Annotated in this window: 25 protein-coding genes and 1 pseudogene; 11 read left to right on the forward strand and 15 right to left on the reverse strand. The window is 37.4% G+C overall.

What is annotated here, in order from left to right; all coding sequences use genetic code 11:
- Positions 1-567 precede the first annotated feature (567 nt).
- Positions 568-918 carry a hypothetical protein gene (locus tag LGZ98_RS04995; protein ID WP_113043212.1) on the forward strand — a complete coding sequence of 117 codons (351 nt, stop codon included), beginning with the start codon at positions 568-570 and terminating at the stop codon, positions 916-918.
- A 62-nt stretch (positions 919-980) separates the two neighbouring features.
- Here LGZ98_RS04995 and LGZ98_RS05000 read toward each other — a convergent pair.
- The 15 genes and pseudogenes from LGZ98_RS05000 to LGZ98_RS05070 all read right to left on the reverse strand — a co-directional run bounded on the left by LGZ98_RS05000 (position 981) and on the right by LGZ98_RS05070 (position 16869).
- A pseudogene (locus LGZ98_RS05000) lies at positions 981-1790 on the reverse strand (helix-turn-helix domain-containing protein).
- A 106-nt stretch (positions 1791-1896) separates the two neighbouring features.
- Positions 1897-2586, reverse strand: a complete 690-nt coding sequence (locus LGZ98_RS05005) for a PIG-L deacetylase family protein (RefSeq protein WP_113043211.1) — start codon at positions 2584-2586, stop codon at positions 1897-1899.
- 317 nt (positions 2587-2903) lie between these two features.
- Complete coding sequence (locus tag LGZ98_RS05010) at positions 2904-3770, reverse strand: hypothetical protein (RefSeq protein WP_113043210.1); 867 nt, start codon at positions 3768-3770, stop codon at positions 2904-2906.
- 4 nt (positions 3771-3774) lie between these two features.
- Complete coding sequence (locus tag LGZ98_RS05015; protein WP_113043209.1) at positions 3775-4809, reverse strand: glycosyltransferase family 4 protein; 1035 nt, start codon at positions 4807-4809, stop codon at positions 3775-3777.
- A 14-nt stretch (positions 4810-4823) separates the two neighbouring features.
- Positions 4824-5735: a glycosyltransferase gene (locus LGZ98_RS05020; protein WP_113043208.1), complete on the reverse strand. Its 912-nt coding sequence runs from the start codon at positions 5733-5735 to the stop codon at positions 4824-4826.
- Between the two features lie 28 nt (positions 5736-5763).
- Complete coding sequence (locus LGZ98_RS05025; RefSeq protein ID WP_113043207.1) at positions 5764-6552, reverse strand: ABC transporter permease; 789 nt, start codon at positions 6550-6552, stop codon at positions 5764-5766.
- 1 nt (position 6553) lies between these two features.
- Positions 6554-7366, reverse strand: coding sequence for an ABC transporter permease (locus tag LGZ98_RS05030; protein WP_229015774.1), 813 nt, complete (start codon positions 7364-7366; stop codon positions 6554-6556).
- 40 nt (positions 7367-7406) lie between these two features.
- Entirely contained in the window at positions 7407-8381 is a 975-nt protein-coding gene (locus LGZ98_RS05035) for an ABC transporter ATP-binding protein (RefSeq protein WP_113043205.1), read from the reverse strand.
- Positions 8382-9270: 889 nt separating this feature from the next.
- A complete protein-coding gene (locus tag LGZ98_RS05040) occupies positions 9271-10029 on the reverse strand; it encodes a WbqC family protein (RefSeq protein ID WP_146748109.1) in 759 nt (252 codons plus the stop codon).
- Positions 10004-10261: an acyl carrier protein gene (locus LGZ98_RS05045; protein WP_113043203.1), complete on the reverse strand. Its 258-nt coding sequence runs from the start codon at positions 10259-10261 to the stop codon at positions 10004-10006. The genes LGZ98_RS05040 and LGZ98_RS05045 overlap by 26 nt, the downstream gene beginning before the upstream one ends.
- Positions 10262-10276: 15 nt before the next feature.
- Positions 10277-11722 (reverse strand): class I adenylate-forming enzyme family protein, encoded by a 1446-nt coding sequence (locus LGZ98_RS05050; protein WP_158536581.1) that lies wholly within the window; start codon positions 11720-11722, stop codon positions 10277-10279.
- Positions 11715-12380, reverse strand: coding sequence for an HAD family hydrolase (locus tag LGZ98_RS05055; RefSeq protein WP_113043201.1), 666 nt, complete (start codon positions 12378-12380; stop codon positions 11715-11717). Before LGZ98_RS05055 ends, LGZ98_RS05050 begins: the two co-directional genes overlap by 8 nt.
- A gap of 362 nt (positions 12381-12742) precedes the next feature.
- Complete coding sequence (gene cobT, locus LGZ98_RS05060; protein WP_113043200.1) at positions 12743-13816, reverse strand: nicotinate-nucleotide--dimethylbenzimidazole phosphoribosyltransferase; 1074 nt, start codon at positions 13814-13816, stop codon at positions 12743-12745.
- Positions 13817-15100, reverse strand: a complete 1284-nt coding sequence (locus LGZ98_RS05065) for a glycosyltransferase family 4 protein (protein ID WP_262977788.1) — start codon at positions 15098-15100, stop codon at positions 13817-13819. It abuts the gene before it with no gap.
- Positions 15101-16713: 1613 nt separating this feature from the next.
- Positions 16714-16869, reverse strand: a complete 156-nt coding sequence (locus LGZ98_RS05070; protein WP_158536578.1) for a hypothetical protein — start codon at positions 16867-16869, stop codon at positions 16714-16716.
- Positions 16870-17274: 405 nt separating this feature from the next.
- Between LGZ98_RS05070 and LGZ98_RS05075 the strand changes: the two genes are divergently transcribed.
- From LGZ98_RS05075 to LGZ98_RS05120, 10 genes are read left to right on the forward strand one after another with little or no spacing between them, the layout of a single operon-like run.
- Positions 17275-17724 carry a phage tail protein gene (locus LGZ98_RS05075; RefSeq protein ID WP_113043146.1) on the forward strand — a complete coding sequence of 150 codons (450 nt, stop codon included), beginning with the start codon at positions 17275-17277 and terminating at the stop codon, positions 17722-17724.
- Positions 17725-17777: 53 nt separating this feature from the next.
- Entirely contained in the window at positions 17778-18854 is a 1077-nt protein-coding gene (locus LGZ98_RS05080) for a phage tail sheath family protein (RefSeq protein ID WP_113043147.1), read from the forward strand.
- An 11-nt stretch (positions 18855-18865) separates the two neighbouring features.
- On the forward strand, positions 18866-20263 hold the full coding sequence (locus LGZ98_RS05085; RefSeq protein ID WP_113043148.1) for a phage tail sheath family protein: 1398 nt from the start codon (positions 18866-18868) through the stop codon (positions 20261-20263).
- Positions 20264-20311: 48 nt separating this feature from the next.
- Positions 20312-21505, forward strand: a complete 1194-nt coding sequence (locus LGZ98_RS05090) for a phage tail sheath C-terminal domain-containing protein (RefSeq protein WP_113043149.1) — start codon at positions 20312-20314, stop codon at positions 21503-21505.
- A 13-nt stretch (positions 21506-21518) separates the two neighbouring features.
- Complete coding sequence (locus LGZ98_RS05095; RefSeq protein WP_113024977.1) at positions 21519-21977, forward strand: phage tail protein; 459 nt, start codon at positions 21519-21521, stop codon at positions 21975-21977.
- Positions 21974-22153 (forward strand): DUF5908 family protein, encoded by a 180-nt coding sequence (locus LGZ98_RS05100; RefSeq protein ID WP_113043150.1) that lies wholly within the window; start codon positions 21974-21976, stop codon positions 22151-22153. Before LGZ98_RS05095 ends, LGZ98_RS05100 begins: the two co-directional genes overlap by 4 nt.
- Complete coding sequence (locus LGZ98_RS05105) at positions 22140-22823, forward strand: CIS tube protein (protein WP_113043151.1); 684 nt, start codon at positions 22140-22142, stop codon at positions 22821-22823. The genes LGZ98_RS05100 and LGZ98_RS05105 overlap by 14 nt, the downstream gene beginning before the upstream one ends.
- The gene (locus LGZ98_RS05110) at positions 22820-24421 is read left to right on the forward strand and encodes a phage baseplate assembly protein V (protein ID WP_262977789.1); all 1602 of its coding nucleotides are present in this window, start codon (positions 22820-22822) and stop codon (positions 24419-24421) included. The genes LGZ98_RS05105 and LGZ98_RS05110 overlap by 4 nt, the downstream gene beginning before the upstream one ends.
- A 12-nt stretch (positions 24422-24433) precedes the next feature.
- Positions 24434-24955, forward strand: coding sequence for a GPW/gp25 family protein (locus LGZ98_RS05115; protein ID WP_113043153.1), 522 nt, complete (start codon positions 24434-24436; stop codon positions 24953-24955).
- Positions 24952-25368: a contractile injection system spike tip protein gene (locus LGZ98_RS05120; protein WP_113043154.1), complete on the forward strand. Its 417-nt coding sequence runs from the start codon at positions 24952-24954 to the stop codon at positions 25366-25368. The genes LGZ98_RS05115 and LGZ98_RS05120 overlap by 4 nt, the downstream gene beginning before the upstream one ends.
- The last annotated feature ends 3 nt before the right edge of the window (positions 25369-25371 follow it).

A 25371-nucleotide genomic window follows, 5' to 3' on the forward strand; every position in this document is an offset into this window, starting at 1 on the left:
TACAACTCGTACTTAAGAACTGTTATTTGCTAATCACTCATATACTTACAAAAGAAATAAAATATTTGCGTTATGATTTAATTGATAAAAGTATTTATAAAATTTCAATATTTCGTTATGAAATTAATACTATAAGTTATCATTTAGAAAATAAAATTGTTTAAATCGTTCAAAAATCACACAATCGATCGATAAAAACTATCGAATTTATTAATTTAGATCGAAAGTATCGATTAAAACTAATGATACAGCTCATTAAAAAGTCAATGGATTTCATTCTGTCAATTAGCAGCAAATGACAATAAATAAGAATTATTTATATATAAAATTAGATTGTTGTTAAGACTTACTGTTGTACTGAGCCTGTCACAGATCACATTTTCGTAAAAATGGGGCATACAACAGTGCTCAACTCTGAATATTCTTTGTTGAAGAAAAACGCCTTGCATTAACCAAGGTTTTTTAAATGCCGACAGAGAATTTTTGCTCGCTATTTATTGAGAAAGGAATACTATTGAGAAAGGAATAGGGAATTAAATACTCAATTAAATAACTATTTATAATAAAATGGCAGATGACTCATTTTTCTATTCAATAAGTAAAAAGGATGATTATGCCCATTTAAGTGGAGAAGATGAGGTAACAATAGTCACTCTTTCACCACTAGATAAGCTAGAGTTAGCAATATCAAGGCTAATGGCTATTTTAGATAGAGTACCAACGAACCGAAAATTAAGAGATGTGGTTAATAAATACAATATCATTGTCCCTGCCGGATATTTTCCATTTATTAATAATCCAGAATTCTATGATATGAATATTTTTGATATTACACCACGAATATCACCCACTACAACCCAATTATCCCAGAAGGGGATACAAGCTCGTATTGCTGCCGACAATAAAAAAAGCAAATAATCCTATTGTTAGGGAGTAGCATAGGATAGTGTACATACTCACTGACGGAGGATAGAACATTTTTACGTTCTCATTTTTCCAAAAAAAATCTCATAAAGAGTTTTACCTTTCAAGCCACCGCGTGGTCTGTAATAGTTGTAAAACTCCTCCCATTCAGATTAGGACTGGCAGGTCTGATATACACATATTCAAATCCCAAGTCTTCACAATGCCAATGGAATTTGGATTGAAATTTATGACCGTTATCTGTGCGGATCATTTTGATCCTGAAAGGGAATTCTTCAACGACATAATTAATAAAATCAATGGCACATGCTTGGTTATGTTTTTCATAGACTTTCAGTGCCCTAAATACACGTTACATCATCAATGGCTGTGTATTGGAGTCTGCGTACCTTATTTCTATTCTCATCTTTGAAGTTTAGGAATTTAGCATCCACTTGAACGTGATACCCTAGTATTTTCTACTCGATCACGTTTAATCGATTTGACTTGGCGTTTTCTGAGGTTTTGAGAGAGCCAGTTAAGGCCATGACGACATAAAGCACTAAGACTCCTAGCAGGGAGATTTTCAAGTCATGATATCGAACCAAACACCAGACCTATTTTAGCGCCACCAAAAATGGTAATTTTTGCGCAGATATAAAATTTTCTCTTCAATGATAGGAGCAACACGAATAGTAGGATTTTTCGAGCACGGTTTGCTATTAATTAACCCTTTTTTCCTTTGACGGCATAGTCTTTTTTCCAGCGGAAAAAATATCCTGAGATATTCCCCAATAACGACAAGTTTTGCTGACACTATTGCCTTCTTGAGCATGAACCAATATTTTGAACTTTTTTCTAACTTCCTGTTCTTCTTTCTTGTTCATATTAACCTCAACTAACACCTGTTAAACATGCATAAAGCTGTCAATCGAAGCCTAAAAAGTCACACTTTAAGGTGGAAAAAACATTAAAACAATAAACCTTGATACTCTATAGAGGAACTATACCATCACGGCAAATACTTCTGACCGTCATAAAAACCTCTGAGGCAGGTGAACATACTTGATTTCCCCAGGAATAAGCTCTATTTCGTAATGCTTCTAATGATCTCGGATGTGGGTAGTCACGAATCTCCGTAATATAGCAAGCTATTGCTTGAAGTTTTATTTCTAAAGTGGATGTGATATCCACCCATGTATCGGGAATAAACGTTCGGGGATAAGCCCATTCCGTACTACTTGCAGTATCAAAGGCAAAAACCGCTTTTATATACTTCTCAATAGGCCTTACAGCAACCAAAGTGGCTTTAAATAGAAGCTCATGATCATAATTTATATCACCACCATATTGACAATAAATGATTGTCGGGCGTATTTCTCTGATTATTTCCTCCAATGGTCGGATAATTTCAACAAGATTAAATTGATCTAACCGTTGATCAGGAAAATTCAAATAACGAATATCTGTTACTCCCAATTTATTAGCTGCGCTTTGTGCAAAAGAATACATATCAATATTCTGATTAGTGTAACGCAAAGATACTCCTTCACAAAAGATCACACTTGTTACTGAAATACCCATTTTACGATATAGAGCAACTGTTCCTCCGCATCCTAGAATCTCATCATCAGGGTGTGCTGCAATAACAAGTACTCTAGCGTTTTTATTTACTAATTTCACAGAAACAATTCCTTGGGTAGTTTGGATGGTAATATTTAAGAATTAATAAGTTTTCTTTTATTACCGATTAATCAGTTCTAACTCGTCTTGAGAAGAAATTAATATTGTATTAATCCAATTTATATCATGACCTATACAGTATATATATTTATATTCAAATAGATCCTATATGATAAAAACAGCATTAAAAAACTGCATAAAAGCAAGATTTAAATTCCAACTTATACAGATAAGAATATCTCAATAGTATATTTTTCGGATCACAGATGTAGGAAATAGCAAGATTTTACTAGATAAAACTATATCACATTAACAAGTTATTTATAGGAATCCAAATATTTTATTTCTTTATCAAAAACATGTTCCAAAGAAATCATGAGTTCACTAACACTATCTTCAAACTGCAACCCAAATTTAGTCATATTTTTCTGTACTCGATTCCATCCAGTTAAAATTTCGACTCCATTCTCCGACGTTGTTTTGCTCCTGAAATGACGTTCTCTTGCCATAAAAATACCCCGAAAGCAACCATAGAATTTTCTAAATACGTAATGATTCTTCAAAAGAAATTTATCAAAGTTATTTTCCTTCATATATAAAATCTGCTTCCTCGCATGATTAAAAACAATAATATATTCTTTCATATAATCCTTACTCAACAGATAAGGAATTATCATTGCAGTATTTGGTTTGTATCTCGTTCTAGATAAATAAAAACCGTTGATTTTGAAATTATCTCTGTTACGCAAGTCCGAAATAAATGAGAAAATAGTTTCATTATCATAAGGATCCCACATTAACAATTTATTTGGCTCAACTCGTTTAGAAACAACATATTTTGTATGATCTGCTTTCTGATGATAGTCCAATTCATTTGGAAAAAAATATGAATTAGATTCTAAAATGAAAAGTTCATTTAATGGAATTTCATTTAACTCTTGTAGATAATATACATTTGTTTCTATATGAAAAAATTCTCGTAAAAACATGAAAAATATATGTGGTTCAGCACTTCCAGAAAAAATTCCTGTTGGCGAATGATAAGAAATATCCAAGTTAAACGTATGAAGCTCATTAGTACATATATTATGATATTCCATCCAATAAACAAGTGCATTAAAGAAACAATCGTATGGGCCTAAATGTTCAAAATAATTACCTATAAAATCAATATGTTTACTCATCTATTCACCTTGAATATTCATTTAATTCTGCTAAATTAACATACACTTGATCATATAATCTCCCCATTATATGGCGATCAAACGTTACTCCGCGCTTTTTGGCATTCTCTCCCATTTTCATACGCAGAATCTCATCTTGAATAAGAAGCTGACAAAAATCTCTTGCTTGTTGATATCCAGTACACAAAAAACCGGTTTTTCCATGAATAATCTGTTCTGGATTCCCCCCTTTTTTTTCTGCAATAACTGGAATACCCGCAACCATCGCTTCAGAAATTACATTAGCAAATCCTTCCAAGCTATCATCAGGTGTAAGATAAAGGAATATATCACATATAGAAAGCATTTCTCTTATTTTACTTCCAGGCCAAATTTCAATCATATTTTGCGCTTGATATATAGTTATTTCTTCATTTAATTTATCGATAAGAATAGGATCTCCATCACCAACTATAATAAATTTTGCGTCTAGTTTGAAATCGACCAAATTAGCTATATAGTTTTTTGGTATCTTATTTTCATAAATAGTACTATGTCTCCCAATAATAACTCTCTCCATTTTTTCTCTATTTAAAATAAATTGTTGTATATCAATATAACTTTTAATCACAATTCTTTTATTAATTCCAATATGCTCTTGAAAGCTATCAATAAAATCGCTTCCTGAAACATAAACATCTGCTTGAATATCTTCAACTGGAGCAGGATCTTGCATTGTTACTATGACACTACAATTATGAGGCATTCGGCTCTTAGGTATCATTTTAAATCCAGGCCACCAATGATAGTGAATAATATCAGGTACCTCCTCCATGATTATTTTTATAATATTTTTTTGTGCATAATCTATGAATATAATCTGTAACTCCTTAAGCTCAGATTCATATTGATTTAAAGTACTCACCACTATATGTTCAAAACATAACGATGTGGAGATCATGATATTAATTAGAGCCCGTTGAGCCCCTCCAACCTTCATATGTTGTATTAAATGTAGTACTTTTAGTTTCTTAGATAAGAAATTTTTTCCTTCTTCCATTATAATTCACCTTTTTATCTAATCATCTTATAATAAGTTCTCTTAGACTCTTCCACTTCTGTCCGAAAACCATTTTCTAAAGATAAACAAAATCCTTCCAAACTAATTTCTCCAAACGTAAATTCCTTATAGATGACAGGAGCGATTGTTGGATGCTTTTGTATAAAATATTCAAAATTTTTATTAATATCTCTTACCCTGTCATTTCCAACTGTATGCTCTAGGTGATAAACTATTGCGTCAGATCTGTATTTGTAACGATTACCATGTAAAGCTAAACGATATCCTAACTCAATATCTTCTATCCCCCATCCTATGAAGCCTTCATCAAATCCACCTACTTCTATCAGATCATTTTTCCGTGCTGAAACATTACGTGCTACAAAGCAAATCCATCTAGCCTGATCATTCTTTTGATATTCGCTATCAAATAATCGTAACGTTTGTTTTCCATAGAAATCTCTGCGAATTTGTTTCAATAATCCTTCCATATCTCCATGTAATGCCCTAACAAGCGAACTCTTTACAGAATCTCTCATAAGATTAGAGCAATACACGTTATAACGGTCGCCTACAACAACTAAACTCTCTTCTTTACGATGTTCAGAAATATGAGCTCTAACAAATGTAGAATTTACTATTACATCATCATCTGTAAGAATAATAACTTCACCTTTTGCAGCATGGATACCAATATTTCTCGCAACAGCAATTCCTTGATGTACCGTTTTTATATATTGAATTGCCAGATGATTTGCAAATTTATCTGTTATTACGCATAAGTCAATATCAGAACCATCATCAATAATAACTACCTCAAATGGAGCTTCCGTTGCCTCTTGATTTACAAGGGATTGTAACGTAATATCGAGACGTTCTGGCTTATTCCTCGTAATGATAAGAACACTTGCATATACCTGATACATTATACATCCCTCCTTTTTCAACCTTCTCTCAACTACCAGTGCTGGAATATGATTTTAATCCCAATTGCCAAATTATTCTTGATAGAGTTAAGAAAAAAATCGAAATGAAAACCGACATTATCCCTAATTCCCATCCAATATTTCCAATTAACGCCATAGCAGCAGGATTAGCAATTAATGCCAGAGGAACCATCATCTTAAAAATAAAACCGAATCCTCCATTAAAGATATCAATAGGAAAACGCGCAATAATAATATTATTTAAAAACAAAGAATCTCTGTGTTCATTGCTAGGCCACCAAAACGAAGTAACAGTCCAAATAAACCAAATACTGTAGTACGTTATCATTCCAGTCAACAACAGAAAAATATACAGAAGTAAATTGATAAAATGAAAGCTCAATGAAGCAGAATAATATCCATACATAACAATAAATACACCGCTGATTGTATTTGTTAATTGTGGGAAGTCAATTCTCTTAAAAGATGCATAAAATTGGGAATCGATTGGTTTGGTCAAATAAGTATCAAGCCTTCCTTCCATAATATCATCTTGAAGCTCCCCCATATTGTTTATCAATAATCCCATCATCACAGAATCAATAATGACGTAAGTACCCAGTAATATAATTATATCTTCCCATGCCCAGCCTGCAATACTATCAACATGTCCATAAATGGCTTTAAAAAGAATAATAGGAACCGAAATCCATAATAATGACGAAAAAACTGCCGCGATAAAATTAGGACGAAATTCCATATCTTGTTGCAGACTTAACATAAGAATCTTTTTCATAAGCTTTAGATATCGAAACATGTTACCCTCCTACCTCTACATACTTTTTCAATCCTTGTCTCCAAACTATCCTCCCCAAAAAGAGAAATATAAGACACCAAATAGCCTGTGTAATTAATCCAGATATCACATTGATTTCATCTATATCAGTAAGTAATACTCTTAATGGGAAGTATGCAAGATATGGGAAAGGAGTTTTATCAATGATTTCAACAAAGTGTGAGGGAAGAATATCTATTGGAAAAAATATTCCAGCCAGACTCATAATAACTACTTCCTTCACAAATAAAATCATATCCGCTTTTTGGGTCCAAAAGACATAGCAACCTATCGTCCAAGATACTAAGAACCACAAGATACAAGACAAGATAATAGATAAGAAACCCGAAAATAGATTATAAATAGATACTTTGAAATCAAAATAACTTCCAAATATAACCATCAATAATACGAGCGGAATAACACCTAAAATAATGTTGACCAATCGATCTCCAATCATTTCCCAAAAATAGTAGATTTGCACATCTATAGGCTTTAGTAATAGCGTACTAAGGTTTCCTTCGTGAACTTGCTCATGCAGCTTCCAATCAATTGCATACCATACAAAATAGTTAATAAGCCTGGCACCGATAAAATACATAACCAACTCAGAAAATGTATATCCTTCCAACGTATCACCATTTGCATAAATGGCTTTCCACAAAAAAATCATTGCGATCGCTGGAATTAATGCTTCAATAATCATATAAAATACACTAAAACGATATTCAATACCCTTTTGCCAAGTGATATAAAAAACATGTAAATATTTTTTTATTGACAACTTATTATCCATATAGACCTCCATCTCAGTTCTTGAGGTTTTTTTATTTTTATTATTCTTTCGAATACACCTTAGAAATGATATCCTCCATTGATAACTCTTCCACATTTAGATCTTCGACTAAGAACTTTTCTAGAATATTTGCTACTGTTTGCGGTATTCTTTCACGGTCAATTCTCAATGTAACGTCCAAATCCTCCTGATGCGTAATTTCACCAAATAGTTCAAGCTCTCCATTAGTAACCGCACTCTTTAACTTCATCTTTATATATTTATAGCGACTAAATACATTAATGATATCAATAGTTTTCCCATCATAGATAATAACTCCCTGATGAAGAATGATCAATCGATCACACAATTCTTTTATATCTTCAAGATAGTGACTCGTTAACAAGATCGTTGCTTGATAGGACTTATTATACTCCCGCAAAAAAGATCTAATATTTTTTTGCGCAAAAATATCCAAACCAATCGTTGGCTCGTCCATAAACAAGATTTCCGGATTATGCAATGTTGCACCAATTAATTCCATTTTCATTCTTTCTCCTAATGATAGTTTTCTCGTTTGCACTTTCAACAAATCTGTAACATCCAACAATTCTGAAAGTTTATTTACTCTGTTATTAAAATCATTTGTGGAAATATTATAGATATCTTTAAGCAGGCCAAAATAGTCCATAGGTGGCAAATCCCATATCAATTGAATTTTATTCCCCATCACCATAGAGATTCTATTCCGGTATTTCAAAGAACGCTCCCAAGGTATTTCTCCCCAAACTGTAGCCGTTCCACTCGTTGGTGTAAGTAATCCACTCAACATTTTAAGTGTTGTTGTTTTTCCAGCACCATTGAGACCAATTAACCCTACGAATTCGCCATTATTAATTTTTAAAGAAATATTATTAACAGCATTATTATATTCATATTTCCTATTAATTAATGATTTAATTGAACCCATAAAACCGGGTTCTTTTTTATGATACTGATACATTTTAGTTAAATTTTTTACATCTATTATTTGCATGACTTTTATAATGAATGCCTTCCGTTTACAAAGCTTCAGTTAATGTTGACATTGACGGGTAGATTACAACTTTATCATCTATGGTACGACCTTTCACGAACCTTGATGAAATCCGCTGACTCACACCTTTATTTGTCTGACGAATTTTAAGCCGATCAGAAGCAAACCCCGTTCTTACCTATGTTTAACATCATTTACTGCTGCTCATGAAACTTTTCTACATTCACCCTTTATTAAGCGTTAATGTTTACCTGATATCAGATTAAAAGAGTCTGACACTGGCGTAATCTTTCTGGTACATCTAGAGTTATGGGCAGGATCCTCCATATTATCCACCCCAACTTATTAACCATCCTCACTACACTAATAGTAACACTGATTGATTCACATTCTCTAAATTCCGTCATTCATTCGCTAACACACAATAGCTTTACTCCTCTCCAATTAATTATTGAATATAATACCCCAACAAGCCCCAATATTGTAAGCTATCGCAGATTATATCGATAAAACAAGAGTCCTCTGTTAGCAAAACGGGCTAAATAGCTATTCAAAATAATAAATCACATGAAAGGAACTCAGTCTGAATTGAGCGATCTGATTAATTACCAAATCAAAACAAATCTCTAACCGGAAATGATGCAGAAAACGACTCACAAAACATGGGATAAACATCATGATGATGTCCTGTACCAACGCAGTACAGAATATCTGGTTTTTTATAAAGATGAAGTAGACATTGCTCTTCCCCCAAATCGGTGCTAACTAACAGTTGAATGGACAACAGAAATACATCACCCTAAGCAGATTTAGAATTGATTTATCAGCCAGTATATTCGCCTGTGAGGTAACCGCGCTGGGCGACTGTAACAGATACTACGTAAGACAATTACCCTGAATCATCGGTGTCGCACCGTGTAGCATATTCCAATGTACCACCTTGGAGCAAGATGCTTTTTGAATCCGAGCCATAATTCATAAGTAAATCGAATATCGATAGATTAGGAATAAAACCTTTATTTTCATAACATTGTGTATAAATAGGACAATTCCATTCTATTGGCCTTATACTTATATCGTTCTTTTTAAAAAGTTGACGATCTAAATAATTTTCATATCCATATTTACCAGCAATATACTCTGTTGCTCCTATGATCTTACAAATATCAATTAACAAATCGTTTTTCATGCTACATAATCCCAGCTCTGAAGACTTTATGACCATTACATCTGACTTCAAAAAATTAATAACCCATTTTAGCATAAAATAATTTATTTCAGATACGTGTATCCACTCTCTTCGGTATACTTCCTCTAAAAATGGGAATATATCATCAAAATACATTGCTGAATTATAGTTATAATAAAACCCCTTTAGATGTTTGTCTCTCCACCCATCTCCATAAATAGATATTTCTTTAATTACCTTACTACTTTTTTTCTTTATAGGAATCGTCAGAATAAAAGATCCATTAGCATTCTTTAATTTATTTCTATTTACCCAATCATTCTTGGAGTAATTGATATGGTCTAAAAAAACAAATACCTCACTAGTTATAATCTTATAAATCAATGGCAACCAAGGGAGATAATGTGGCTGATGTATTGATATACGCATTTTTCTAATTTTTATTATATTTTCTTTCAATATAAACAACTAGACCATGAAAAGAGTTAATCAAATTAACACTTAACTCCTCATCTGGAATCTGGATATGAAATTCTTGCTCTATTCTAACCAATAATTCCAATGCTGCAATAGAATCAATATTAAATTGCTCCATTACATTATCTATTTTTATCTCAGGAACACTTTCTAGTTCAAGAATTTCTTTAAGCATTTGAGCAAGTTTCAATTTAATATAATCTTTTGTTATCATAATAATCACCTATATTCATTTAATTTTTCTTAAAATTTTTCCCATTGAAGAAGTTGGTAATGAACTTCTTACTTCTATATTTTGGGGTATCTTATGTACTGATAATTTTTCACGACATAAAGCAAATAATTCTTTTTTATCAACCTCTTGCTTAACCGTTACAAGTGCAATAGGGGCCTGACCTCTCTTTACATCCGATATACCATATACGATCACTTCATTCACACTAGGATGTTCTTTCAGTACAAACTCAATTTCAAATGGATTGACTTTTTTTCCTCCAACATTGATTGTTAAATCCTTTCTTCCTACAATATGGAACCCTTCTTCATTTGTAACTGCCAAATCTCCAGTCGGAAACCATTGATCAAAATGGTTTTCTTTAACTTTCCCATCATCTATTATACAAACACATAGAGCACTTGTTTTAACTAGGAGCTCATAAGCAAATTGTCCTCGAAAATCATATGATTCACTATAGTCTAGTTTCATTTCTACTCCTGTAATAAGACGATAGGGATACGTAAATAAATTCCTATCATTGTATTTATTATTCTCAATCATGAGAGCACCTGTTTCAGACATACCATAGACATTGCTTATTTGAATATCAAGCAATTCAATTTTACTTTTCTCCTCTAATGACATGACTGAACCACCTGACAACGCAATTCTAATATTGCCAAATTTTTGATTACTATACTCACATAGCAATCGATAGTGGATAGGCAACCCAATAAAAATCGTATTGCTTTTCAACAAACTCTCTAACTTTGAGACTAATATAATTGGATCTGTATAAGTTATTTCACAACCATTCAGCAACGGTATCATCATTCCAAACATGAAACCATACGAATGACATAATTGGGCAGAACAAACAATACGGTCACATTCTTTGATTTCTAATGTAGAAACTATTTGTTCTGCTTCCACCAATATCTGCTCTTCAGTTCTCACAATTCCCTTTGGGCTACCAGCTGAACCCGAAGAAAAAAATATCATACTTCCTTTTATATCGTGTTTATAACCCATTTGAAATATCGTAGATTCACGAAAGTCAGTTAAATACATGCCAAAACGACCCTCATAATCAGCTAAAGAAAAAATATCATCCGTTTTAAAAAACTCATTTTCATCAAAAATAATATATTCTGGTGAAAATAAACCTATCTTCTGACATTCTTGAGCAGTCATTTTTGGATGAAAAAACATCATTTTTGCCTTTATCTTTGATAATGCAAGCACACTAATTACGTTCAATATGCTATTTACTAGAACAATGCCCACAGATGTATCACGAACAATTCCATGATGATTTAAGTATCTCGCCAATTTATTTACGTATTCGTTTAATTGACCATATGTCATAGACTCTTTTTTGCTATTAATAGCAGTTCTATTAGATCTAACATTAGCAACTTTCAAAAAATATTCATACATCTTACTTTTTTCACTCATCAATAAACCTCTTGATATGTTCAAAAAGATCATCAGGATCATTAATAATGATCGTTTTTATTTTTTCCCGTGATGGTAACAGCCCTCGATTCCAACTAACTAAAACAGATGAAACATTTAGCTTATTAGAAATCTCTATGTCAGTTGATGTGTCACCTATATACAAACTTCTTTCATTACTCCCTTTCAACTCTTCAATGGTTTTTATCAGGCCTTCTTCAAATGGTTTAGGGCGAACCACATCGTCAGTAGTTATAACACTTCGAAAATAACGAGTAAGATTTGTCTTTTCCAACAAGGCCATAGCGGTTTCTCTCTTCCTGCCTGTAAATAACCCAACCGGACTGCCGCTATAGTTTAAAAATTCTAATATTCTGTCTATTCCCTCAAATCGTTCTACTCTATATAAGTCAAGATTAGCGATAAACTTTGCAGTATAGAATTTTAACCCCTTATCATTGTCCATCTTCCCCAATAAAGCAGTTAATGTCTCCCTTTCGGTCACTTTATTTGCACGAATGATATCCAATTTCCTATATTGTATTCCTGTTACTTCTAGTGCAGTCTCATAACACGTCTTCAAATGAATATTCCACGTATTCACTAACGTTCCGTCCAAATCAAATACAATACACGGCTTGTCATTCCTATTATCCATTAAATACACCTTATAACTTGTATAATCTTACCGACCATTAATAGATACACTGTTAAGTGATCTATGCCTGATATCATCCCCACCTAATTACATTGGTCTTTCACAAGCTATTGATAACAGATAACCAAAAATAGAATATTTACAACTGCAATTATATGACACTCGATATAAATCAAATATTGTATTTATCGTCTATTCCCAACTGACAAACATTTTTCCCTGCATCAGCTTCGCTTTTAACGTATGATAAAATTTCCATTACTGCATTATTATAACAAACAACCCCTAGCACTCATTCAGTAAACCGTACCGTAAACTTTCAGCGTTTCCTATAGAACTATATCTTCAGTTGTTGGGTAAAATCATATATTTTTATCTTCAGCCGTAATTTCAGACTCACGAATAGTCGCTGATTTCAGATACACAGCACAAGCAGATTCAATCAGCGGTAAGGTAAGTCCAGCCCCTGATGCTTGTCCTAACCTCATTCCTAAACTTAACAAAGGTGATTTATTTAACTCTTGTACTACATATTTATGGCCTGGTTCTGCAGATAAATGCGATATAATCATATATTCTGATACAATTTGTGACATTCTGTAGGCAAGGAGCCCAGCTACACTGCTAATAAATCCATCAACAACAACAGGTATCTTATTAATCGCAGCACCCAATATCACACCAACTACACCAACTATTTCAAATCCTCCCAATTTAGTAAGGATATCAATTGGATCGTCAGGATTTGCCATATTAATGAGCAGACTCTTTTTTACAATATTTATTTTGCGATCTTGAACATCCAAGGCGATTCCTGTTCCCTGTCCTACAGTTTCCTCAGGAGACACCCTACACAACAAACTTGTAATTGCACTGGCTGATGTCGTATTCCCTATACCAATCTCCCCTACTGCAATAATGTCACTGTGAATAAGCAACTCTGAGGAAACAAGCTGGATTCCCCTCAAAATCCCCTCAACTACTTGTTCCCTATACATAGCAGGTCCTTTAGATATGTTATTCGTGACATATCCCAACTTCATATTAAGAACAGTCGGACATGATTTAACAATCTCAGTAACACCCATGTCTACAGGTACTAAGAATGCGCCTACAGTATTAGCAATCGCATTAATAGGAGCCTTTCCCTCACCGATTTTCTGCAATAACTTTCCTGTGACACTTGATTTAAAAACGGAGATGGACTCTTTAGCAACCCCATGATCACCAGCCATAACAACAATAGATTTTCTAAAGTTATATGGATTTATTTCTTCCTTAATTGATAAAACCTGTTTAGCAATTGTGTCGAGAATCCCCAGACTGCCAGATATCTTTAAAGACTTTGCTTCTTTTAACATAATTCTTCTTTTAGCCATATGATCAACAGGTTTTATCTGTTTCAGATAATCTTTAACTATCTTTTCTTTTATCATTCAATCATACCTAGCAATTTTTTGTATATTTCGTTTAGACAATAACTTGTTACATACATCCATAATCCCATTAACAAATAAAGTATTATTGAAATTTGTCAATACTCTTTCCCTCGCGCTTTCCCCCATTTTTCTAGCTAAATCTGGTTCTTCAATAAAACGCAGTATTCCACGAAAGATATCTTCTGGATTCAATATTCGTTTTCCATCTTTCAAATATACGGCCACCTTTATTCCATCTATTCCATCCCTAACTAGTTCATTTAATGAGTCAACACTTGTGCAAACTATCGGTTTACCCATTCCCATAAATTCCGCTGCCACGTAACAAAACGATTCCCATATGGATGGAACCACTGCAATGTCTGCTATTTTAAAATATACTAAAGCATCTTTTCTTGGTATATCACCCAAGAATATAACTTGTTCCTCTAATTCAAATTGATGAACTAATTCCTGTAGATAAGAGAGCTCTGGCCCAATTCCGATAATTAACAATCTTATATTTGAAACCTTTTGTTTCAATAGAAAAACTGCCTCAATCAAATAATTCATTCCTTTTACAGGTACTAAGCGACCACATGCAATAATCAAGATTTCTTGAGTACTGACTACGTTTTCTCTCCTTTTTGCATACTCTTCTACAGTTAGTGGAGTCATTTCTTCAAGTATAACTCCTAAATAAACTACACTTTGGTTATTAGGTTCAAGGTTGTAATTTTCATTTATACTATTAAAGATCGAGTTACTAATAAAAACGTTATAATCCGACATTCGTAACGACTTTTCCTCCAAATCAAATAAACTATTGTGACTTGCTGATATTGCATTTGAAACCATATGAAATGTGCTTTTATCATATGGAACTATTTGCCTAAAATCTTGTGATAGAATATTAACAATTGGACAATTATATAATTTTGACACTACCTTCGCTTCTGGAAAACAAAACAGATCTGGTAATAGTATTACATCGGGTATACCCAACTTACTTACTAAATAATTCACTCCTTTTAAGAGGCGATGATGTGATCTGATAATAGCATCCGATAAATTGGAGTGATTGATGTATATTTTTTCATTCGCTACTCTATAGATATGAAGATTACCATATACTTCGTGAGAATTAACTTTCTTTGTAGTATTCGTTATGACTCCAATTTTCCCATCGCACGATGACGAAATACCTTTAGCTAAAGAAAATGCAACGGTACCGGTTCCACCTATTGTAAAAGGAGGATATTCTCTTGATAAAATAAAAATAGTCATCATTTTTTTACCCACCCAACCTTTCCTTCTATTCCAATAAATTCAAATATATTTCTATTTGTTTATTAGATACCTGATATGCGTTTTCATCTTGATACACACGTTTATACCAAGTAACCGTTTTAAAAATCGCTCTTTTAAAATAAAAATACGGTTTCTATCCCAAGCTTTAAGTTCGCTTTATCGATGTTTAAATGTAGAATGCCATGTTCAAATGGAAAATCTTCAACAGCTTCTATTCGAAGTTCACCAACACCCCACGCTAAAACGACCGCTTTACAAAATTGATGAACATTATTAGTTTTATTCGGAAAAGAACCAGAATTCCATGAGCCTCGATATTCTTGTGGATTATTTCATAATTAATTAGCCAAATATAAAAAACCGCGTATTAAATCGAATATATGGACCAAAACTGTATCTCAGTTGCTGAATAAAATCATTCTTCAATAATTATTAGAATATCAGAATCATATTTAACCAAATTTTAAATACTATCTCTATGTAAATACGATAAGATTGATTCACTACTCGAACACTGTATCAATCATTATCTCAGACCGTGATTGTCTAACACTCTACCTCTCTCAAAATCAAATTATAGGCTCCAAACTATGATAGAAAATCGTGCAATACAAACTACCTTTCTCAAGGAACCAACACTTATTTCTTGCCTATCATTGTACAATAACATCATGCCTAATTATATCTATTGAATTTATAGAGTATAACCATTGGATAGTTCCTATAGTTAATTATAATCGATTGTACTGAAGAGATTTCTCCATTAATAATTTACAAAGAATGAACTTTTATTTTATAAACAAAGTAAGTTCATACCTATACTTAACATTCATAGTATTCTCTTAGAATACAAGCTATTCCATATTCAGAATAAACAATAAGGTATTCATCATCTACAACACATAATATCAAAGCTACAACTTTATAAAAGCTGCTTGATTCTCCTTTAAAAACACGTTGAAATTATATTTTAATGATAACTCATTAGAAGATTGAGGTTATTAAACTATTAACGCTACCGCCCTTGCTAACTAAAGCACTCCTAAAAAACCTATAGACTTCTTACTCGCTTGGAACTTCTTTATTTCAAAGACAATAATTCTGTTCTTATCCATATATTCTTCTTCGAGATGCTATCGAAATTTAGAACACTTTTAATATAGTAAATTACTATCATTTAATAAAAACCAATGCAATAACTCCACTTGGTTATAAATTTCACATAAAATGGGTTTTAAGATCCAGATATGTAGCACCAATATATTCATGCCTGTAATCCAATAACTGTCAAAGCTGGCTCTGAACTTTCTTTCTCACTCCTTTCATTACTGTACTACCAGTTTAGGCAAGATAATATCTGCTCCTAATATCTCTAATATCCCATATTCATTACTGATACTCAGGTGGTTGTATTAATCAATTTCTTATGATCAAATTCAATATAATAACAACCATTTATCTATTGATTGGTCGATTACTGACAAATAAAACATAAAGCAATTCCCCCAATCTCTGACTTTATTATTCTAAAAAACAAACACCCAAAAAAATCAAACAAAATCACCTGGCAAAAAACAAGCAATAAAGAATGCTAATACATAAAATCACCAATACTGACTATACCCTTCATCTTTCAAGTTGCCTCTTTGTTGGCTGCGCTCGCTCACCCCGGTCACATAGTTACCTATGCTCCCAGGGATTCTCTCCCTTGCCGTCGCGATGCATCTTGAAATCCATTGGGTATATTCATAAAAAATCAAACCATAGGCTCAACACGATCTTCTCTACCCACTCTTTTGATCATCAATTAATCGATAAAAGAGAAAATAATTATCCATTCATAATTTTCCTATCCCCTAAAACCAAATAAAACGGCTCTAATACCTAAAATGAGTAACCTATGCCATACCAATTAATAATTATCACTCACTATTAATTAGTATTCCCTCAAAAGATTCATTACTTATAATCATGCCGCTTTATTAAAAGCGAACTAAATAATCGCGAAGTAAATTTTTTCAGCATAAATAATAACCGCCATAAGGCAGGTTGCTGCGGTAGCTATAGCCATAGCTCGGAGCTAATCAAAACCTCGGTGTTAATCAAAACAAGGCAATAACACCCTGTTTATCTTTTAAACGTAAATAACCAATCAAGGAAAAATTATGTCTACAACTCCTGAACAAATCGCTGTTGAATATCCGATCCCTACTTACCGCTTCGTTGTCTCAATCGGTGATGAGAAAGTCCCTTTTAACAGCGTTTCCGGGCTCGATATTTCTCATGACGTCATCGAATATAAAGACGGTACAGGCAATTATTATAAAATGCCCGGCCAACGTCAGGCGATCAATATTACGCTACGTAAAGGTGTCTTCTCCGGTGATACTAAACTTTTTGACTGGCTTAATTCTATTCAACTTAATCAGATCGAGAAAAAAGATATTTCAATCAGCCTAACTAACGAAGCCGGTACTGAAATTTTAATGACCTGGAGCGTGGCAAATGCCTTCCCAACTTCATTAACCGCTCCTGCTTTTGATGCCACCAGCAATGAAGTTGCGGTTCAGGAAATTAGCCTGACCGCAGATCGAGTCACTATTCAAGCGGCTTAAGACTTATTTATCAAGCTATCTACTCAGAATATTGCACAATAATTGGAGGCAACATGCCAACATATTCTTATCCCGGCGTTTATATTGAAGAGGACGCTTCACCCGCACTCTCCGTTCGTTCCAGTGCAACGGCTGTGCCGGTCTTTGCTGTTACAAACAACGGTTCATTAATATCAGATAAACCCTATATTCGTGTTAGTAGTTGGATGAACTATTTGACACTAAAAGGCGAACCATTTAATCCCAAGAATATCCTTGACGTTTCACTGCGTGCTTATTTTATTAACGGTGGTGGATATTGCTATCTCGTCAAAACTCAAGAGTTAGAAACACAAGTGCCAAAACTTGACGATGTGACATTACTGGTTGCCGCCGGAGAAGAGATCAACGAGGTGGCAGGAAAACTTTGTCAGCCGGGCAAAGGATTATTTGCCATTTTTGATGGCCCACAAAGTGATACCGATATAAAAGAACCAGAAAAAGCTCTCAAGCCTTATTCCCCTACCGCTTATGGCGCAGTTTATTACCCTTGGCTAACCGCTGAATGGGGAGAAAATAAAGCCGCCATTGATATTCCACCCAGTGCGGTTATGGCCGGTATTTATGCCAGTGTCGATAATAGCCGAGGAGTCTGGAAAGCACCCGCTAACGTTCCTATTCAAGGGGGATTACAACCTAAATACCCGGTAACCGATGATCTGCAAACGCAATATAACCAAGGCAAGGCACTGAATATGATCCGTACCTTTCCTAAGAGCGGTACGCTGGTTTGGGGGGCTCGTACACTTGAGGACAGCGATAACTGGCGCTATATCCCGGTTCGCCGCCTGTTTAACAGTGCAGAGCAAAATATTAAAAATGCCATGAGTGCTATGGTATTTGAACCCAACAGCCAACCTACGTGGAAAGCCGTCCACCGCGCTATCGATAACTATCTCCATACTTTGTGGCAGCAAGGCGGGTTGATGGGCAATAAAGCCGAACAAGCTTATTTCGTCCAAATCGGTAAAGGTCTCACCATGACCGATGACGATATCAAGCAGGGCAAAATGATTGTCAAAGTGGGTCTGGCGGCAGTTCGTCCAGCCGAATTTATTATCTTGCAGTTTACGCAGAACATCGCTCAATAATCGGAGGCAACATGCCAACAACACCAACTTATCCTGGCGTCTATATTGAAGAAGATGCATCACTGGCTCTCTCCGTTAGCCAAGGGAATACGGCAATCCCAGTTTTTATTGGCCGTTTCTCACCGAAAAAAATCAGCGCAACGCCACAAATAACACGCGTGAGTAGCTGGTTGGATTTCACTAATCTGTTCAATGTGGGTTGTATTACGTCGGTAGCAGTCAAATTAACGGAACCTACTCCACCACCTGCCCCTTCCGATCCTGAGAAAAACGAAGGCAATGCAAAAGCCAAAGATAATGTAAAAACTTTTGCCGCCCAAAATATTACGCTTGATACAGACGATAAAAATAACAGTGATTCTTACAATATAACTATCGGCACCTATACAACAAGCAGTGATGCCTTAAAGCTTTATTTCCAAAATGGTGGCGGTCCTTGTTATATCCTGCCAATTTCTAATCCAGAAGATCCTAATATGCTGGCATTAATCCCTGCGTTAATTAAGCAGGCTTTAGAAATTACCTTGATCGTCTGCCCTGAACAAGATTCTCATTACCAGAGCAAAATATATAACAGTCTGACATCTTCATTATTAAATGAGGGCTATTTCCTTATCGCGGATAATCAGGATAAAGAAACCACACTTAACGTTAGCCTGCAATCACAAACCGCGACTTATTATCCGGCAGTGAAAGTCTCACAACTTATTCAGATGGAGGAGAGTAGCGTCACGGTTTCAGGTTATCAGGATGCAAAAGTTACCCATCTGGCAGAACTCAAACAGCAAAACTCAGGACTCTATAAGCAAGTTATCGAGGCAATAAAACAAAAAATTGCTGATAACAAAAATATCATTCCCGCCAGTGCAGTCATGGCAGGCGTGTACTGTGCTACCGATGCTCGTCGTGGCGTCTGGAAAGCACCGGCGAATGTTGTTCTCAGCGGAATTAATGATGTAGCGGATCGGCTCAGCGACAATGAACAAAGTACCATGAATCGAAAAGGTATCAATGCCATCCGTTATTTCAGTAACAAAGGATTTGTCGTCTGGGGCGCACGTACTCTGCAAGATGATGACAACTGGCGCTACATTCCGGTTCGACGTTTATTTAATGCGGCAGAACGGGATATCAAGCAAGCCATGCGATTTGCCGTTTTTGAACCCAACAGTCAGCCCACCTGGGAACGGGTCCGGTCAGCCATTGACAACTATCTCCATCAACTCTGGCAGCAAGGGGCACTGGCCGGTAATAGCCCGCAGGAAGCCTATTTTGTCCAGATTGGTCAAGGTGTCACCCTATCCGATATTGACATTAAACAAGGCAAAATGGTGGTTAAGGTTGGGATGGCGGCAGTCCGTCCGGCTGAATTTATCATCCTGCAATTTTCGCAAAATGTAACACAGTAACCGTACTGAGGCGCGGTTCGCCGCGCCTGTTCTATTGAGGAACCGAGAATGGAAATCACACAGCCCGGCGTCACCATCACGGAGAACCTGATATCCCAGCAACAAGATGAGGCGTTTATCGGTGTACCGGTTTTTATTGGTTATACCGAAAAAAGTCCAGACAACAAAACCTCCGTCAAGTTAAACAGCCTGACCGATTTTACCCTGTCATTTGGTGAATCAGGATTAACATATTATTCCGTGCGTCACTTTTTTGACAACGGCGGTCAGCAAGCCTATGTACTGTCGTTAGGATCTGATGAACCACGCGGCAATTTTCAATCATTAAGCTCTACTCTCCAACAAAATTGGGTTAAACAAGCGATTTCGGCACAGAGTGCTATCACGCTGATTGTGGTCCCCGATATTGTCTATCTGAATCAGATGGATGCTCCCGATTCAGAAATCGATCAATACGACAAGATTCAGTTCTGGCTACAATTTTGGCAATCAGTACTTAACCTTTGCCGGTGCCGACGTGGCATCATGGGATTGCTGGATGCCCCCGATGATCCCGCACTGGCCGCGGAATGTTTAACGCAGCTCTCTTCCAGTGATCGGCAATGGGGCGCCGTATACTGGCCAAGATTGAACAGTGCCTATCAGGAACAAGATCGGTCTATTGTTCTTTCGCCGACTGCGGCGGTGGCCGCCATTATTCAGCGTAACGATAACCAAATGGCGGTCTGGCACGCACCCGCGAATGTCGCGTTAGCCAAGGTGATAAGCCCAATACGCTCTCACATTGAAGCCGATGCCCTGTTTAACCAGAATGGCCCTTCGTTGAATCTGGTTCGCAGCTTCCCCGGCAAAGGGATAAAGATCTGGGGATGCCGCACGCTGGACAACACCCCCGGCTCCCCTTGGCGCTATATCCAGACACGCCGTCTGGTTTCCTATATCGAAGCCCATATGACTCAACTGGGCCGAGCCTTTGTGTTTGAACCGAATAACGCCATCACCTGGATGAAGTTGAAAGGTCAGGCTTACAACTGGTTACGTCAGTTATGGCTGAATGGCGGACTGCGCGGTACGCAGGAAGATCAAGCTTTCGAGGTGCTACTGGGGGTTGATGAATCGATGAGCGAAGCAGATCTACGGGCCGGGAAAATGATCATGAAGATCAGGCTGGCACTACTCATTCCGGCGGAATTTATCGAGTTGAATCTGACATTTGATACCCGTACCGGGATCACCCATTAAACAGGGGCAAAATATGAACAATTTATACACCCCGTCGGTGTCACACCGTTTTATCGCCAGTTTTCTGTTTAACAATATCCCCAGCCCACTCGACATTGCTTTCCAGCGGATATCGGGACTCAGCCGTGAACTGCAAACCACCCAACACAGTCAAGGCGGAGAAAATGCCAGAAATGTTTGGCTAGCCGAGAAGATCCAGCACGGCAGTTTGGTTCTGGAACGTGGTGTTATGACCGTCACGCCGCTGACTTGGGTGTTTGATCGCGTCCTGCGCGGCGAGAAAGCGGTGTATGCCGATGTGGTCATCATGCTACTGAATGAACATTCAATTCCCGTGGCAAGCTGGACATTAAGTAACGCGTTGCCGGTTCGCTGGTCCACTGGCGACCTTGATGCCAATAGCAATACGGTGCTGGTGAACGCGCTGGAATTACGTTATCAGGATATGCGCTGGTTAGGAGTGAAAGCATGACCGTTGAAATTAAGGAGCTGATTATTCAGGCTAAAGTGACCGATTCAGCCAGTTACTCGGTCACGCCACGAACACTGGCGCAGGAAGCGCTGGATAACGCCCACCTGATTGAAAAGGTGAAACAAGCAGTATTAGAGGAATTGCGTGAAACAGGAGGTCATTATGAGCTTAATTGAACGCAGCCTGTCCAAACTCACCCTCACCGCTTTCAAGGACCGTGAGGGGAAAACTTCGGTAGGCAGTTTACAGGCAATGTATAACCCCGATGCCATCCAGCTCGATTATCAAACCCGTTATCAGCAGGATGAAAGCGTTAACAGTGCCAACCAAAGCAGCCGCTATGTGTTATCCCAACCGGCGGGCCTGTCATTAGTCCTGTTATTTGATGCCACCATGCCCGGCCATAACACCCCGGTAGAAACGCAATTAGCAACGCTAAAAGCCTTGTGTGCCGTGGATGCCAGTACTCACGTTCCCCACTTTCTTAAAATCAAATGGGGCAAAATGCGTTGGGAAAACAAAGGCTATTTTGCCTGTCGGGCCAGTGGTCTCAGCATTCATTACACCCTGTTTGACCGGGATGCCACACCGTTGCGGGCCAGCGCTACCCTATCTCTGGTGGCAGATGAAAGCTTTGTGATTCAAGCCACCGAGCAGCAATTAAAATCGCCCCCGGCTACTGCGGTTAACGTCACGGATATGCTCTCCCTGCCGTTGATCGCCTTAGGCGCCGGCGCTTCTCTGGCGGGGGGGATTGATTATCTCTCGCTGGCTTGGCAAAACGGTCTGGATAATCTTGATGACTTTACCCCCGGACAAATGTTGCAAGCACAGGGGAAAGCATGAAGATACCGACGATAACGATCAAAATAGACGGCAAAACGCTTAACCACTTTACGGTTATCAGCCTGACAGTAAACCATCATATTAATGGCATCCCCTCGGCTAACATCACGCTAGGGATCGCCGGTGATGCCAGCCATATTTTTGATGCCAAGGCGCAAGCTGAACTGGCAAGTTGCCGCCCCAATCACCAACTTAGCGTGCAGATCGAAAAAAACGTGGTGTTTAAGGGGATCATCGTTCGGCAAACATTGGGGCTTAAGGGTCAGGACAGCATCATTACTCTGACCGCCAAACATTCATTGCAAAAATTAACTCACAACTTTCACTCGCAACTGTTCAACAAACAGAGTGATGAGGCGATTATCAAGAAGTTGTTTAGCCAAGCGGGTATCTCTGTCACGATAAAACAAGCCCCTCAGCTTAAAACGGTGCATGAGCAAATGGTGCAATTTCGCTGCAATGACTGGGCTTTTCTAAAAAACCGGCTGTTCGCGACCCATACTTGGCTGCTGCCCGGCAACGATAGCGTGACGCTGGTCGCCCCGGAATCCCTTAATCGGTCAACCGTGCATACCCTCCACCAGCGAGCCAACCATCAGGATGCGGTGTTATTTGAAGCGAATCTGCAATGGGATAACCAACGCAGCCCCAAAACCGTGAGTGTACAGTCTTGGGATATCGCCCAACAAAAACTGTCTCCTGCTCATCAGGTAAAAAACAGCGGTCTTGGTCACAATCAACTCGCCATAGACAACCTGACATCATTAACCAACCAACAATGGCAATGGGTTTTCAGCTATCCGTTGGACAATGAACAAGCCAAACAGCTTGCTCAAGGCATCCTGAACAACCGCCGAAGTCACAACGTCTCCGGCAATTTTGAGGTCGAAGGCGATAACCGTTATCAAACGGGGGATGTTCTGGCGTTAAACGGCTTTGGTCAAGGGATGGATGGTCAGGCGATGATCACCGGTGTCAGTCAGACCATCAATCAACGGCAAGGCTGGCGCACTCGGCTAACGCTGGGGCTACTGCCGGAAACAGAGCAAGTTATACCGCAGGCAAAAGAGCTGCATATCGGGATCGTGGAAAAATATCAGCGAGATAGCCAATCATTAGGCCGTATTCCGGTCAAAATACCGGCGTTAAACTTAACCAACGGCACCCTTTTTGCCCGTATGGGTAAACCTTACGCCAGCCACGAAAGCGGATTTTGCTTCTACCCTGAACCGGGGGATGAGGTGATTATCGGCTTCTTTGAATGTGATCCTCGCTTCCCGGTGATATTAGGCTCGATGCACAATCCTAAAAATAAAGCGCCGTTAGAACCGAGTGAAAAAAATCCGGTGAAAACCTTAGTGATTAAACAGGGAGAAAATCAGCAAGCATTACTATTTAATAATAAAGATAAAACCCTCGCATTGAATAGCGGAAAAAATACCTTATCTCTGCAACAGGATAAAGATATCACGCTTAATTCCGCTAAGAATCTTATTACCCATGCTCAGGAAATTAAAATAGAGGCGCAAAAGTCTCTGGCCGCCTCCGGGAAATCAGGGGTTGATATTAAAGGTGCGAAGATTAACTTAACCCAATAATAAGGTAATGAGATGACAAACAAAACATTAGCCAATAAAGCATTAGCTAATAAAGTATTAGCCGATATCTACGGTCGGGGTTGGTCCTTTCCGCTGCAATTTTCTATTAAAGATAGTACGTATAAAGATAGTGCGTATAAAAATAGTACGTATAAAAATAGCACGCATCCTGAAATATCCACCGGCGTCACAATGGCGGAAGGGGCAGAAAACGTTCGCCAAAATATGAAAATTCTCTTTCTCACCGAACCCGGCGAACGAATTATGCGAGAGAATTATGGTTGCGGCCTGAATGATTATCTGTTTGCCAATATCCGTGACGAAATGATGGCAGAAATTCAAACTCGGATTGAAGAACGGGTATTACGCTATGAACCCCGCGCCGATATCAGCGAGATCCAAGTCAACCAGAGAATGGATGTCCCCAATACCCTGCATATTCAGGTCACTTACACCCTGAGAGGCAGCGAAATCAGCCAGCAGATTGAAGGCGCTCTTGAAGTTAATGAAGGCCGGGTACAGGTGAGTTTATGAGCAAACAACTGGTGGTGGATGGCGACACTTTGCTGTTCGAGCCGTTATTTGGCAACCGACAAATCACCATTCTGGGGCCGGCGACCATCCGGGGTAGCGGACACACTCAAATTCAGGGCAAAAAGATTGTCGTGGTCGGTGATGAAAAAAAGGTGCAACTTCAAGCGCAATATATTACCCCAAGCCACCCGGTTCCTGGCATGGGGATGGTCACCATTGCTCAATTGGATGCCAGCCAGCAGGTCAACTTCTGCCGTAGTCCAGTCACAGTGATTGTTGTCGGGCAACAATTTATCGCCCGTTTTACCCCGACACAACCAGCCAATAATCCATCGAGCGGCCCGGATGTGACAGCCCCCAGTATGGGCAAAGGTCGGTTTATTGCCAGCCAATATGCGGTCACTGCCGGATAAATA

Source organism: Photorhabdus kayaii (assembly GCF_025384895.1).
Classification (GTDB): domain Bacteria; phylum Pseudomonadota; class Gammaproteobacteria; order Enterobacterales; family Enterobacteriaceae; genus Photorhabdus; species Photorhabdus kayaii.